Source organism: Cribrihabitans marinus, assembly GCF_900109035.1.
Classification (GTDB): domain Bacteria; phylum Pseudomonadota; class Alphaproteobacteria; order Rhodobacterales; family Rhodobacteraceae; genus Cribrihabitans; species Cribrihabitans marinus.
Genome location: NZ_FNYD01000010.1, coordinates 35,822 through 50,614, shown reverse-complemented (window position 1 = coordinate 50,614; position 14,793 = coordinate 35,822). Strand labels below are relative to the sequence as shown.

Below are 14,793 nucleotides of genomic sequence, written 5' to 3'. Positions count from 1 at the left end.
GCACACCCGGACCATCCGGCGCCGGAGGAGCGCACCGGGAATGGGGCAGTCCCTGGCAGTCGTGACAGGCTTTGTGGGGTCCATTCGACTCTCCTATCGGATCGGATTGTGGACGGTGACCAGCTTGGTGCCGTCGGGAAAGGTGGCTTCGACCTGCACCTCGTGGATCATCTCGGCGATCCCGGCCATGCAGTCTTCGCGGCTAATGACCTCGGCGCCCGCCTCCATCATGTCGGCGACCGAGCGGCCGTCGCGGGCGCCCTCGACCACCGTGTCGGTGATCAGCGCGATGGCCTCGGGGTGGTTGAGCTTCACACCGCGCGCAAGACGCTTGCGGGCGATTTCGGCGGCCAGGGCCACCAGGAGCTTGTCCTTTTCACGAGGGCTGAGCTGCATGGGTCAGAGGCTCCAAAATTTCGGCAAGACCGACCGGGTCAGGCATTCCAGAACCGGCACGAGGGTTTGCCGCAAGAGATAGGAATCCTCGGCAAGCAGCCGGATTGTCAGAAAATCGGGGGCGACGAGGCTCGCGCCGCCGGTCCGTGGCAGTATCTCTCGGACCAGGCGCAAGAGCGCCTCGGCCCGAGGTCCGATGTAGAGGGCGCTGGCCAGGGCGGTCAGACCCCGGGCGATGGCCGGGCGGCAAAGACGGGCGCTCATGAGGCCGGACAGGTCGATCCGGTCGCAATATAGCGGCGTGCCGCCGCGGGTGACCGTGATCCGGTCGCGGAAAACACCCGAGACCCGCGTCTCACCCATGGCACGACGTCCGAAGATGACCGGTTCGACAAGAACCGCCTCGGCCCCGCCCGCCACATCGAGATCCAGCCGACGATCAAGAGCGGCCCCGTCGAAGACGATCATCTCCTGCGGCAGCCAGTGAAGAGTCGCACCTTCGGCCGCGGACAGTCGCGTTCTGATCCGCGCGGTTCCGGACTGGCTGCGATAGGCGCGCTCGGCGGCTTGCGTGGTCAGGACAAGCTGACTGTCCGGCCCGGCCCTTGCATCGGCCTGGAACCGGTCGCCACCGGTGAGGCCGCCCGAGGTGTTGAGCATGATCGCCTCGACCGCATCTGCGCGGCGGGGGAACACCACCTTGGTGGCGCCCGAGGTTCGAAACCTGTCGATCCCGTTGCGCCCTGCGTGACACTTGGCCGACAGGGTCATGGAACCGATGGACCTCGGGGCGGCAAATGCCTCTCGCGGTGTCAGAAGAGCTTGAACCATCTGCGCTGTGCCCTCGAATGCCGGCCCGAAAGGATCAGCACGGGCAGAGCGGGCGTTCCACCTTGCGGCCCGGGAGAAGAGCGGGGTCATGGGCGTCTGCACAACTGCCGGGCTGAATCGCGCCGAACCGCTCAGAACTTGTGCAGATGTTTGATGTCGGTCCTGCCCTGCGGCCTCATCCGATGGCTGACGCACCACGGGTCTCCGGTTACATCGATCCGGCGGCAGACCCGAAAGCGACCGCTTGCCGGCACCCGTCCGGGCCGTTGGAATATGTCGATGGCCTGGCAGTCACTCGGCCTCGATCCGGATATTCCGCCCCACATTCCCCCGGCCCATGACCACGCCCTTCCGGAAGTTCAGAACATGCGGGTTTTCCAGGAATATCCGTTGCTCGACCCGGCTGAAGCAGGTGCCATATCTCCCGCTTCACTTGATCCGGTCAGGCGACGGAGGCCAGGCGCTCGCGGCAGCGTTCGAGAAGGTAGTCGATGAACAGGCGCACCTTGGCGTCCTGCAGCCGCCGGTGCGGGTAGAGGCAGCCCAGCAGCGAGGACTCGGGCGGGGTGTCAGATAGCAACTCGACCAGCGCGCCGCTCGCCAGATGCTCCTCGATGTCGAAGCGGGGCTTGTTGACGATGCCGCGCCCGGCCAGCGCCCAGTCGGTCAGCACGTCGCCATCGTCTGAATCATAGCTGCCCGCCACTTCCAGTTTCAGCGGACCGTCTGGCCCTTTCAGGGTCCAGAACCATTCGGGCGAGCGGGGATAGCGCAGCAGCAGGCAATTGTGGTGGCGCAGGTCCTCGGGCGTGCGCGGAGTGCCGCGTCGCTCCAGATAGGCCGGCGCGGCGCACAGGACCCGCGGCGCATCCATGATCTTCCGCAGCTTCAGGTTCGAATCCGGCGGGCGCCCGACGAAGAAGGCCACGTCCAGCCCGTCCTCCACCAGGTCCACCTTGCGGTCAGACAGGCGCAGCCGCACCGAAACGTCGGGATAGAGATCGACGAATTCCGGCACCAGCGGCGCCACGATGCGCTTGCCCACGCCCAGCGGGGCCGTCACCCGGACGATGCCGCGCGGCTGGGCGGAGAAGCCCGACACCGCGGCCTCGGCGTCCTCGAGCGACTGCACGACCTGCCGCGCGTGGTCATAGAGGGTATGGCCGACCTCGGTCGGGGTCAGCTTGCGCGTGGTGCGGTTGAACAAGCGCACGTCCAGCCGCCGCTCAAGCTCCTTGATGCGGTTGCTGGCCACCGCGGGGGTCAGCCGCAGGTCACGTCCGCCCGCGGTGATGCTGCCCAGCTCGACGACACGGACGAAGACACGCAGACTTTCAAGATAGGGCACGGGTGACCTCTTGTGATTTTATACGATTCGTTGAAATAGCTTACCGTCTTGCGCTGTATTTTTGGACAATCACTTGAAGTAGAGTGTCAGGGTCGGCTTCGATATCGCCCACCGACACCGGAGGACAGATGACACACAGAACCGAGATACGCTTCCTGTTGAACGATCAGACCGTCACGCTGGACCGCGTCGGCGCCAGCGACACGCTGCTGGATTTCCTGCGGCTGGAACGGCGCCTGACCGGGACCAAGGAGGGCTGCGCCGAAGGCGATTGCGGCGCCTGCACCGTGCTGGTCGGACGGCTGCAGGATGGCGCGGTGCGCTATGAGCCGGTCAATGCCTGCATCCGGTTCCTGGCCTCTCTGGATGGCTGCCACGTGGTGTCGGTCGAATACCTCTCGGGCCCCGAGGGGCGGTTGCACCCTGTCCAGCAGGCCATGGTCGAACATCACGGCAGCCAGTGCGGCTTCTGCACACCGGGCTTCGTGATGTCGCTCTATGCGCTGTGGATGGAAAACCCCGACCCGTCCGAGACCGAGATCGAGACCGCGTTGCAGGGCAACCTGTGCCGCTGCACCGGCTACGAGCCGATCATCCGCGCGGCCAAGGCCGCCACCGCGCTTGGAACCCCGGCCGAGGATGCGCTCACCCGCGAGCGGGACAGCGTCCTGCGCAAGCTCGAGGCGCTGCGCGACGGCAGGCGCGTTGTCATCAGCCGAGGAGACAGCCGGTGCATCCTGCCCGCATCGGTCGATGATCTGGCGGAGGTGCTGGTCGAGAACCCCAAGGCCACAATGGTCGCGGGCGCCACCGATGTCGGGCTCTGGGTGACCAAATTCCTGCGCGACATCTCGCCCGTGGTTCTGCTCAGCCATCTCGACGGGCTGCGCAACCTGACCGTGGGCGCGGAAAGTATCGAGATCGGCGCCGGCGTCAACTATACCGACAGCCGCGGCGCGCTGACCGCCGACTACCCGCAGCTGGGCGCGTTCTGGGATCGCATCGCCGGCTGGCAGATCCGCAACATGGGCACGATCGGCGGCAATGTCGCAAACGGATCGCCCATTGGCGACACGCCGCCGGTGCTGATCGCGCTGGGGGCCACCATCACCCTGCGGCGCGGGAGTGAGCGGCGCCGCCTGCCGATCGAGGATTTCTTCATCGACTACGGCAAGCAGGACCTGGCCGAGGGCGAGTTCCTGGAGGCGATCAGCGTGCCGCGCCCCACCGCAGGCGCCATTCACGCGGCCTACAAGATCTCGAAGCGGCGCGACGAAGATATCTCGTCCGTCTGTGCGGCCTTCAACGTCAACGTCACGGATGGGCGCATCACCGAGGCCCGCATCGCCTTCGGCGGCATGGCCGCCACCCCGAAACGCGCGGCGAATGCCGAAGCCGCGCTGGTCGGTGCAGCCTGGAGCGAGGCGGCGCTGATCGCGGCGGCCGACCGGCTGGAGGACGATTTCACCCCGCTGACCGACTGGCGCGCCTCGTCCGAGTACCGGATGCAGGTGTCGAAAAACCTGTTCCGCCGCTTCTGGCTGGAGAGCCAGGACAGTGACGCCGCGCGGTTGAGCGCCTGAGGGAGGATCTGGACATGAGCACCGACAAGACAGTCACCGCCCCCGTGGACACCGAGCTGCGCAGCGACCCGCCGGTCACCGACCGGCTGATGCGGGCCGACCAGGACCGCAGCGGGATCAAGGGCGCGGTCCATACCGACCTGCACCATGACAGCGCCATCAAGCACGTGACCGGGCGGGCCGAATACTGCGACGACATCGCCGAGCCGGCGGGCACCCTGCATGCCTATCTGGGCCTGTCGACCCGTGCGCACGCGCGGATCCGCGACCTGGACCTGGAGGCGGTGCGCAGCGCACCGGGCGTTGTGGGCGTTCTGACCGCCAAGGACATTCCCGGGGTCAACGACGTCAGCCCCACCGGCCTGAACGACGAGCCGGTCCTTGCGGATGGCAAGGTGGAGTTCTGGGGCCAGCCGATCTTTGCGGTGATTGCCGAAACCCGGGATGCCGCGCGCCGCGCGGCCAAGCGCGCCTCGGTGAGCTACGAGGATCTGCCGCATGTGCTGGAACCGGACGCCGCGCGCGAAGCCGACATGCCCTATGTCACGCCGCCCCTCACCCTGAAGCGTGGCGAGGCGGTCTCGGCGATGGAGAACGCCGCGCACCGGATCAAGGGCCGCATGCGCGTGGGCGGGCAGGACCACCTCTATCTCGAAGGCCATATCGCCTTTGCCATTCCGGGCGAGGACGAGGACGTGATCGTGCATTCCTCGACGCAGCACCCGTCCGAGGCGCAGCACATGGTGGCGCATGTCCTGGGTGTGCCCTCGAACGCCGTCACCGTGAATGTGCGCCGCATGGGCGGCGGTTTCGGTGGCAAGGAAACCCAGATGAACCTGTTCTGCGCGGTGGCCGCCGTGGCCGCCAAGAAGTGGAACCGTGCTGTCAAGATCCGCCCCGACCGCGACGACGACATGAGCGCGACCGGCAAGCGGCATGATTTCGTGATCGACTACGAGGTCGGCTTCGACGACACCGGCCGGATCCAGGCCGTGACCGGCGAGTTCGCCGCGCGCTGCGGATTCTCGGCCGACCTGTCCGGCCCGGTCACCGACCGCGCGCTGTTTCACGCCGACAACGCCTATTACTATCCCGACGTCCTGCTGAACTCGCACCCGATGAAGACCAACACCGTCTCGAACACCGCCTTTCGCGGCTTCGGCGGGCCTCAGGGCGTGATCGCGGCGGAACGCATCATGGAAGAGATCGCCTATCATCGCGGAGTCGACAGCCTGGAGATCCGCAAGCGCAACTTCTACGGCGAGGACGGGCGCGACGTGACGCCCTATCACCAGACGGTCGAGGACAACATCGCCCCCCGGATCGTCTCGGAGCTGGAGCAGAGCGCCGATTACCAGGCCCGGCGCCAGGCGGTGCTGGACTGGAACGCCAAGGGAGGGATCGTGCGCAAGGGCATCGCGCTGACGCCGGTCAAGTTCGGCATCTCGTTCACCGCGACCTGGTACAACCAGGCGGGCGCGCTGCTGCACATCTATTCCGACGGTTCGATCCACCTCAATCACGGCGGCACCGAGATGGGCCAGGGCCTCAATACCAAGGTGGCCCAGGTCGTCGCGGACGAGTTGCAGGTCGATATCGACAAGATCAAGATCACCAAGACCACCACCGAGAAGGTGCCCAACACCTCGGCCACGGCCGCCTCTTCAGGCTCGGACCTGAACGGCATGGCGGCCCGGGACGCGGCCATCCAGATCAAGGACCGGCTGACCGCTTTTGCCGCCGAACGCTGGCAGACCGAGGCCGCGAAGGTGCGTTTCGTCGCCAATGCCGTGCAGATCGGCGACGAGACCGTTCCCTTCGCCGACTTCATCCGCGAAGCCTATATGGCGCGGGTGCAGCTGTCGGCGGCGGGGTTCTACAAGACGCCCAAGATCCACTGGGACCGGGCCACCGGCAAGGGCCGGCCGTTCTACTACTTCGCCTACGGCGCCGCCTGTTCCGAGGTTTCGGTGGACACGCTGACCGGCGAGTACCGGGTCGAGCGCACCGACATCCTGCACGACGTGGGACGGTCGCTGAACCCGGTCATCGACAAGGGCCAGGTCGAGGGCGCCTTCATCCAGGGTATGGGCTGGCTGACCACCGAGGAGCTGTGGTGGGACGACAAGGGCCAGCTGCGCACGCATGCGCCCTCGACCTACAAGATCCCGCTGGCCTCGGACCGCCCGCGCGTCTTCAACGTAGCGCTGGCCGACTGGTCCGAGAACCGGGAGCAGACCATCAAGCGGTCCAAGGCCGTGGGCGAGCCGCCCTTCATGCTGGGCATCTCGGTTTTCGAGGCGCTGTCGCATGCAGTCGCCAGCGTGGCCGACTATTCCGTCTGCCCCCGGCTCGACGCCCCGGCCACGCCCGAGCGCGTGCTGATGGCCATCGAAAGACTGAAGGGCTGATCGCGATGTCGCTGGCCACGTTCCTCGAAACCCACCGGTCGGTCATCGAAACCCGCCTGGTCCGTGTGCGCGGCTCGTCCCCGCGCGAGGCAGGGGCGACGATGTTTGTGGCGGCGGATGCGCTGTTCGGCACCATCGGCGGCGGACAGCTGGAATACATGGCGATCGACAAGGCGCGGGCAATGCTGCGCAGCGGGGCCGAAGCGGCCGAGATGGACGTGCCGCTGGGCCCCGAGATCGGCCAGTGCTGCGGCGGCCGGGTGGAGCTGTCGCTGCGGCAGATGGCCGAAGCCGACCGCGCGCAGGCGCTTGCGGCCGAGACCCACCGCCTGGCCGCTCTGCCGCATGTCTACATTCTGGGGGCGGGCCATGTCGGACGTGCGCTGGCGCAGCTGTTCCAGCACCTTCCGGTGCGCAGCGTGCTGGTCGACGGGCGCGCGCCCGAGCTGGAACTGTGTGACGCCGATGTCGAGAAACGCCTGTCGGTCATGGCCGAGGCCGACATCCGCAACGCCCCGCCGGGCAGCGCCTTCATCGTGCTGACCCATGATCACGCGCTGGACTTCCTGCTGACCGCCGAGGCGCTGGCGCGGCGGGACGCGGCCTATGTCGGGCTGATCGGGTCGACCACCAAGCGCGTGAAATTCGAACGCTTTTGCGCAGAGCAGACACCACCCGCCGATGCCACCGGACTGACCTGTCCGATCGGCGCCGGCGGCGGTCCGGACAAGCGGCCCGAGATCATCGCGGCCTTCGTCGTGGCCGAGGTCATGGCAACCCTGACCGCCACCGCGGACCAGGCAAGGGAAGACGCCCGCTAGGGGCACACCAACCAGACGAGAACGGACATGATCCGGTCGCCAATCGGCGCCGGACAACGAGGGAGGAGCTCGCAAATGTCAGATGCCACCTACGACTACAAACTCTTTTCACGGAGCGATTTCAGTGCCTTCTGGGCGCTCTTCACCGACAACCTGGTGAACCTGCTGATCCTGTCGGGGATCTGCCAGTTCGTCTTCCAGATGCCCGCCGAGATCGTGTTCGGCCGCATCGTGCCCGGTGCGGCCATCGCGATCATCGCCGGCGTTGCGGTCTATACCCTGATGGCCAAGCGCGCCGCGCAAAGGCATGGCCGGGACGTCACCGCCCTGCCCTACGGCATCTCGACGCCGGTGATGTTCGTCTATCTCTTCGGTGTCATCGGCCCGATCTACTGGGCCACCGACGACCCGCTGCTGGCCTGGCAGGTGGGCATCGGCGCGGGCTTCATGGGCGGCGTGGTCGCGGGGCTGGGCGCGCTTGTGGGTCCGTTCCTCAAGCGGATCACCCCGCGCGCCGGCATGCTGGGCACGCTCTGCGGCATCGCGCTGGTGTTCATCGGGTCTGTGCCGCTGGCCGAGATCTTCGAGCACCCGATCATCGGCTTCACCTCGCTGCTGTTCATCCTGTGGGGCCTGATCGGGCGGTTCCGCCTGCCGGGCAACGTGCCCGCCGGCCTGGTCGCCATCGCGGTCGGCACGGTGATCGCGATCTTCCTGGGCAAATCCTCGTTCCAGACCGAAGGCATCGGGTTCTACCCGCCGATCCCCTATCTGGGCGACATGCTGGCGGGGATCCAGTATCTCTTTGCCAATCCCGAGCTGTTCCTGGTGCTGATCCCGGTTCAGATCTACAACTTCATCGAGACGATGAACAACGTGGAATCCGCCGAGGCGGCGGGCGACCACTACCCGGTCGCGGCCTGCCAGGTGACAGACGGCGCGGGCACCATGATCGGCGCGCTGTTCGGCTCGCCCTTTCCCACCACGGTCTATATCGGCCACCCGGCATACAAGCGCCTGGACGCGCATGCCGGGTATATCGTCGGCGTGGCCCTGGTGATCGGCGCGGCGGCCTTTCTGGGCTTCCTGTCCTTCCTCGCCGGGCTGATCCCCATCGCGGCCGCCGCCCCGGTGCTGGTCTTCGTCTCGGTCAGCCTGATCACCAACACCGCCTTTGCCGTGAAGCCAATGCACATGGCTGCCGTGGCCTTCGCCATCCTGCCGCATATCTCGGCCTTCCTGGTGACCAAGTGGGGCTCGCTGATGAACGCGCTGCGCAGCGTCGGCACCGAAGGTCTGCCGGGGCTGGGCGATGCCGAGCTGACCGCCGCGCTGCTGAGGGAGGGCGCGCATTACGAAGGTCACCTGGCGCTGTCGCAGGGCGCAATCCTGACCGGTCTGGTCTGGGGCGCCATCGTGGCCGACGTGATCGACGGACGGTTCCGCACCGCCGCCGGGTTTGCGATTGCCGCAGCCGCCATGTCCTCGGTCGGCGTGATCCATGCCTACACGTTGCAGGCGCCGCAGTTCGACGGGATCACCATCGGTTATCTGATCATCGGCGGGTTCCTCTACATCTACCCGATGCTGGCGCCCAAGGAGGATCTGGAACACCGGATCATCGTGCCGGACGAGCCCGATTTCATCGACGACGACACGCCGGCGCGGCAGGCCTGACACACGCGGCGGGGCGGCCATGCGGGCCGCCCCGTCCCCAACCTTCGACCAACGAGGCATGCAATGACCGACACGCTGCTGCGCGGGCGCATCCTGACGTTCCACCGCGATCCCGGCGACGGGACGGATCCGGGGGCGCAGACCTATCTTGAAGATGGCGGCCTGCTGCTCCGCGACGGCATGATCGCGGCCTGCGGACCCTTTGACGAAGTGGCCCGCACCGCCCCCGGCGCAGCCATCACCGATCACCGCCCGCACCTGATGATGGCCGGGTTCATCGACACGCACATCCATTTTCCGCAGGTCCAGATCGTCGCCAGCTGGGGCAGTCAGCTGCTCGACTGGCTCAACGGCTATACCTTTCCGGCCGAGGGGGGATATGCCGACGCCCAGCATGCCCGCGCAATGGCTGGCCGGTTCTGCTCGCTGCTGACCGATCACGGCACCACCACGGCGGTTGCCTTCTGCTCGGTGCACAAGGCCTCGGCCGAGGCGTTCTTTGCCGAGGCCGCCGCGCGCAACATGCGCATGATCGGCGGCAAGACGATGATGGACCGCAACGCGCCCGAGACGGTTCTGGACACGCCGCAGTCGGCCTATGACGACAGCAAGGCATTGATCGCGGCCTGGCACGGCAAGGGCCGCGCCTCCTATGCGATCACCCCGCGCTTCGCCATCACCTCGACGCCCGAGCAGTTGGAGATGGCGGGCGCACTGGTCGCCGAGCATCCCGACTGCTACGTACAGACCCACCTGTCCGAGAACCATGCCGAGATCGCCTATACCGCCGAGCTCTATCCGCAGGCGCGCGACTATCTCGACGTCTACGAACGGTTCGGCCTCCTGGGGCCGCGCACCCTGCTGGGACATGCCATCCACCTCAGGGAGCGCGAGATCGCCGCCCTGTCGGACACCGGCGCGCACCCGGTCTTCTGCCCCACCTCGAACCTGTTTCTCGGCAGCGGCCTGTTCGACGACGCCGGCCTGCGCGCGCGCGGCATCTCGAACGGGATCGCCACCGATATCGGCGCCGGCACCAGCTACTCGATGCTGCAGACGCTGAACGAGGGCTACAAGGTGCTGCAGCTGCAGGACCAGAAACTGCACCCGCTGCGCGCCTTTCACTGGATCACCCGTGGCAATGCCGAGGTGCTGGGCCTTGCCGACCGGATCGGCACGCTGGACGCCGGGACCGAGGCCGACATCGCCGTGCTGGATGCGCGGGCGACGCCGGCCATGGCCCTGCGCATGGACCGCGCCGAAACCCTCGCCGAAGAACTCTTTGCCCTGCAGATCATGGGCGACGACCGCGCCATTGCGCAGACCTATGTCGCCGGGACACCCCAGAAAGGACACGCCAGATGATGACCGTCACAAGACTCGACGCCGCCGATGCCGAGACCCTCATCGCCGGGGCCGAGGCCCATGCCACGCGGATCGGCGTGCCCATGTGCATCGCCATCACCGACGAGTCCGGCCAGCTCATCGCCTTTCGCAGGATGGATGGCGGCAAGGTCACCTCGGCGACCATCGCCATCGACAAGGCCTTTACCGCCGCCGCCGCCCGCAAGGCCACGCATGAATACGGCACCGCCAGCCAGCCGGGCGCACCGGCCTATGGCATCGCCTCGGCGCTGGGCGGCCGGCTGATGGTGGTCGGCGGCGGGCTGCCGGTGATCGTCGACGGCGAGGTCGTGGGCGGGATCGGCGTCAGTTCCGGCACGCCGGACCAGGACCGCGCGGTGGCGCAGGCCGGGATCGACACGTTCGGCGCGGGCGGCTGACACGCCGGAACAGCGATATTCGAATAGGTAGACCCTATCGAACAATAGAGAACAACGATTTTACATATGGTGCCGGGGTGGCATGATTTTCGGGCCGGAGGGGAGGCCCGATTGCCGACACGACCGAATGTCCTGCTGATCGTGATCGACCAGTTCCGCGCCGACCTGCTGCGCGACGGCCCGTTGGGCGCTGTGGCGCAGCTGCCGAACCTGCGGGCGTTGATGCGCGAGGCGGTCAGCTTCGACAACCACTTCTCGGTCGTCGCACCCTGCGGGCCCAGCCGGGTGTCGCTGCTCACCGGCCAATACGCGATGAACCACAGGGCGGTCCGGAACGGAACGCCCTTGCGCCACGACACGCCGAACCTCGCCACCGCAACGCGGACGGCGGGATACGCGCCGCAACTCTTCGGCTATACCGACACCGCGCAGGATCCGCGCGTGCTGGAACCCGACGACCCGCGCCTGGCCAGTTATGAAGAGCTGATGCACGGGTTCGACGAGGCGGTGCGGATGCGCATGGAATCCGGCGACGCGGCCTGGCGCGCGCATCTGCAGGCGCAGGGCATCACGCTGCCCGACTATCCCGACACCTACCGCCCCGCCGGCGACCGCATCGACGATCCCGCACAATACCCAGCCGAGCACAGCGACACCGCCTTTCTCACCGACTGCTTCCTGGAGCGGATGGGGACCGCCGAACCGGGCTGGTTCGGACTGCTGACCTATATCCGGCCGCACCCGCCGCTGGTCGCACCCGATCCCTACAACCGGATGTACGATCCCGCGCGGATGCCCCCGCCCGCCACGGGCGCGCTGGAGCATCCCTTCCTCGCGCCCGCCCGCGACAAGCAGGCGCCCAGTTCGATGGTCGTGGGTTTTCCCGACCTGGAGCGGTCCGAGGCCACGACGGCCGCCCTGCGGGCACTCTACCTGGGGCTGGCAAGCGAGGTGGATCACCATATCGGGCGAGTGATGGACTGGCTGAAATCCAGCGGCCAATGGGACGACACGATCCTTGTCGTCACCGCCGATCACGGCGAGATGCTGGGGGATTTCGGGCTCTGGGGCAAGGGCACGTTTCACGATGCCGCCTTTCACGTGCCGCTTATCATTCGCGATCCCGTCCGGCCGGAGATGCACGGACAGGCGGTCGCGGGCATGACGGAATCCATCGACGTGCCGGTGACCCTGCTGGACCGGCTCGGTATCGACGTCCCGCACGCGATGAACGGCCAGAGCCTTCTGCCACATCTCGCCGACACCGACACGCCGGGGCGGGCCTGCGCGGTTTCTGAATACGATTTCGGAAACCCTGTGTCGCCCACCGCCTGGATGCGCCACCTGGGCCTTGCCTCGAACGAGGCGAATTTCGCCGTGCTGCGGACCCGGCAGCACCGGTTGGTGCAGTTTGCGGCCGAATTGCCGCCGATCCTGTTCGACATGACCGGCGACGGCGAAGGGCGCGACCTGTCCGGGGAGTCCGGGGCGGAGTCGATTTTCCTTGATTTGACGCGAAAGATGCTTTGCCATCGCATGAGGAACCCCGAGGGAACCTTCGCCCGCACCATGGTCGGCGATGGCGGGGTCCGGACGGGGAATGAATAATTGAAAACGAAATCCTGCCGCCATGTCATGACTACGTTACCGATGCCGGTCAGGAAACGGCCGCGGCCGCCGTCACGCCACCCGGCACGCATTGAAGGAGACCACGCTTTTCAGATCCCGGCCTGACACGATCAGGCCGACAACCAAGGCGGGGCAAACCCGCTGCATTTGAACCAACTACGGGAGACAACATGAAACGGATTCTACTTTCAGGCGCGGCGCTGGCCCTGCTGCCCGGCTGGGCGCTGGCCAATTGCCCCTCCATCACCGTGGCCGACATGGGCGGGGTCGCGCCGGGCGCGTTTCCGCAGCAATATGAGCTGAGCGAGTTCCAGGACGCCGCAGGCTGCGAGATGGAATTCTCCGCCAACCCCGAGATCGACGACCTGAACGCCAAGATCAAGGGCAACGGCGCCCTGCCCCCGCTGGCCGACCGCCTGCCATCCGAGCCGCTGGTCATGGTCCCATATGAAAGCGTCGGGAAATATGGCGGCACGCTGGACGTGCTGTCGAACGCGACCGAGGCCGGCACATCGGATTTCCTGTCGGTGCGCCACGTCAACCTCGTGCGCTATTCCGACGACCTGCAGACCATCGTGCCCAACGTGGCCAAATCCTGGGAATGGAACGACGATTACACGCAGCTGACGATGAAACTGCGCGCGGGCCACAAGTGGTCCGACGGAGCGCCCTTCACCTCGGCGGATGTGAAGTTCTGGCACGACAACCTGATGCTGGACACCAACATCTTCGAGAAGCCCAAGGATTACGTGACCGTGGGCGGCGAGACGATGACCGTCGATGCCCCGGACGACACTACCGTGATCTTCAATCTGCCCTCGCCCAAGCCGGGGCTTCTGGCGCATTTCGCCACCCATTACGGCCAGGGCTTCCAGCCCATGCACTTCCTCGGGCAGTTTCACCCCGACATCAACGCCGATGCCGACAGCTATGCCCAGAGCCTGGGTTTCGAGAACGGTTATGACGCGATCAAGGCCTATTACGGCAACTCGGACTGGACCGACACGCCCACTCCGATGCTGTCGCGCCCCGAGCTGATCGACGGGCTGCCCAAGGCGACCTATCCGACGCTGGAAAGCCATATCTACGTGACCGACACCACCGAGGGACGGCACCTGGTCGCGAATCCCTATTTCTTCCAGGTGGATCCGACCGGGCAGCAGCTGCCCTACATCTCCGAACAGGACGAGGTCTATATCAACGACAACGAGGTCCGGCTGCTCAAGATCGTGAACGGCGAGGTCGACTACAAGGCGCAGTCGCTGCAGCTCGCCTCGGCGCCGATCCTGCTGGAGGGTCAGGAGAAGGGCGGCTATACCGTTCATCTGAAACCGGAGATCACCATCGGCGCCTTCGGCTTCAACGTCACGCATGAGGATCCGGCCAAGCGCGAGGTCTTTGCCGACCTGTCTTTCCGCGAAGCGATGAGCCAGGCCATCAACCGTGACGAGCTGAACGAGATCGCGTTCTTCGGCCAGGGCAAGCCGCAGGCCTATGTCGGCTTCTCGCCGCTGCCCGATTTCGTCGATCCGTCGCTGCATGGCTACATGGCCGAGTACGACCCCGACGCGGCCAAGGCCAAGCTGGACGCGCTGGGCCTGATGGACACCGATGGCGACGGCATGCGCGAGCTGCCCAATGGCGACAAGCTGGTTCTGAACATGAACTTCTCGACCCAGGGCATCGCCGGGCAGACCGTCGAGCTGGTGTCGCAGTTCTGGGCAGATGTCGGCATCGCCTCGGTGGTCAAGGAGGTGACCCCGGACGAATACCGCTCGGCGCAATCCTCGAACAAGCTCGACCTGTCCATGTGGCGCAAGGGCCAGCCGCTGGCCATCGTCCTGGGCAACAACGAGCTGTGGGTGCCGCCATATGAAAACTATTTCGGCAACCGCAACGCGATGCTCTGGGCCGAATGGGTCGACTCGGGCGGCTCGGCCGGTGTGGAGCCGCCGGAATGGGCCCAGCAGATGATGGACGACATCAACACGCTGCAATCGGCGGCCCAGGGGTCGGAGACATTCAACGAGGTTGGCGCACGCATGGCCGAGACGATGACCCAGCAACTGCTGTTCATCGGCACGGTCAATGCACCTGCCCCGATGATCCATCGCAATGCGCTCAAGAACTTCACCGAGACCAAGACGCATTCCTACGAGTACTACCGGACCTATCCCTACCGCGCCACGCAGTGGTGGCTGGACGAATAGGCCCCGGGTGTCTCTGTAATCGACAAAAGCGGGGGCGGGCATCCGTCCGCCCCCGGACAAACAGGTAGGATCCGCAACGGAAACACCCGGACATACCGGGGCT

11 protein-coding genes are annotated in these 14,793 nt (G+C 66.3%); 8 read left to right on the top strand and 3 right to left on the bottom strand.

Going from position 1 to position 14,793, the window contains the following annotated elements; all coding sequences use genetic code 11:
• Positions 1-93: 93 nt before the first annotated feature.
• The 3 genes from BMX57_RS16070 to BMX57_RS16060 all read right to left on the bottom strand — a co-directional run bounded on the left by BMX57_RS16070 (position 94) and on the right by BMX57_RS16060 (position 2,575).
• Positions 94-396: an urease subunit gamma gene (locus tag BMX57_RS16070; RefSeq protein ID WP_092369459.1), complete on the bottom strand. Its 303-nt coding sequence runs from the start codon at positions 394-396 to the stop codon at positions 94-96.
• A 3-nt stretch (positions 397-399) separates the two neighbouring features.
• Positions 400-1,167: an urease accessory protein UreD gene (locus BMX57_RS16065; RefSeq protein WP_229724268.1), complete on the bottom strand. Its 768-nt coding sequence runs from the start codon at positions 1,165-1,167 to the stop codon at positions 400-402.
• 502 nt (positions 1,168-1,669) lie between these two features.
• Positions 1,670-2,575, bottom strand: a complete 906-nt coding sequence (locus BMX57_RS16060) for a LysR family transcriptional regulator (RefSeq protein ID WP_092369453.1) — start codon at positions 2,573-2,575, stop codon at positions 1,670-1,672.
• A gap of 128 nt (positions 2,576-2,703) precedes the next feature.
• On the opposite strand from BMX57_RS16060, the gene xdhA reads away from it, so the two are divergent.
• The 8 genes from xdhA (at position 2,704) to BMX57_RS16020 (ending at position 14,690) form a co-directional block, all read left to right on the top strand.
• A complete protein-coding gene (gene xdhA / locus BMX57_RS16055; protein WP_092369450.1) occupies positions 2,704-4,158 on the top strand; it encodes a xanthine dehydrogenase small subunit in 1,455 nt (484 codons plus the stop codon).
• Between the two features lie 89 nt (positions 4,159-4,247).
• Positions 4,248-6,569: a xanthine dehydrogenase molybdopterin binding subunit gene (xdhB, locus tag BMX57_RS16050; RefSeq protein ID WP_092369746.1), complete on the top strand. Its 2,322-nt coding sequence runs from the start codon at positions 4,248-4,250 to the stop codon at positions 6,567-6,569.
• 5 nt (positions 6,570-6,574) lie between these two features.
• Positions 6,575-7,390, top strand: coding sequence for a xanthine dehydrogenase accessory protein XdhC (gene xdhC, locus BMX57_RS16045; RefSeq protein WP_092369447.1), 816 nt, complete (start codon positions 6,575-6,577; stop codon positions 7,388-7,390).
• Between the two features lie 75 nt (positions 7,391-7,465).
• Entirely contained in the window at positions 7,466-9,067 is a 1,602-nt protein-coding gene (locus BMX57_RS16040) for a xanthine/uracil/vitamin C permease (protein WP_092369445.1), read from the top strand.
• 63 nt (positions 9,068-9,130) lie between these two features.
• The gene (gene guaD / locus BMX57_RS16035) at positions 9,131-10,432 is read left to right on the top strand and encodes a guanine deaminase (RefSeq protein WP_092369442.1); all 1,302 of its coding nucleotides are present in this window, start codon (positions 9,131-9,133) and stop codon (positions 10,430-10,432) included.
• Positions 10,429-10,851 carry a GlcG/HbpS family heme-binding protein gene (locus BMX57_RS16030; RefSeq protein WP_092369439.1) on the top strand — a complete coding sequence of 141 codons (423 nt, stop codon included), beginning with the start codon at positions 10,429-10,431 and terminating at the stop codon, positions 10,849-10,851. Before guaD ends, BMX57_RS16030 begins: the two co-directional genes overlap by 4 nt.
• A 111-nt stretch (positions 10,852-10,962) precedes the next feature.
• Complete coding sequence (locus BMX57_RS16025; protein ID WP_092369743.1) at positions 10,963-12,459, top strand: sulfatase-like hydrolase/transferase; 1,497 nt, start codon at positions 10,963-10,965, stop codon at positions 12,457-12,459.
• Between the two features lie 191 nt (positions 12,460-12,650).
• Positions 12,651-14,690: an ABC transporter substrate-binding protein gene (locus BMX57_RS16020; protein WP_092369436.1), complete on the top strand. Its 2,040-nt coding sequence runs from the start codon at positions 12,651-12,653 to the stop codon at positions 14,688-14,690.
• The last annotated feature ends 103 nt before the right edge of the window (positions 14,691-14,793 follow it).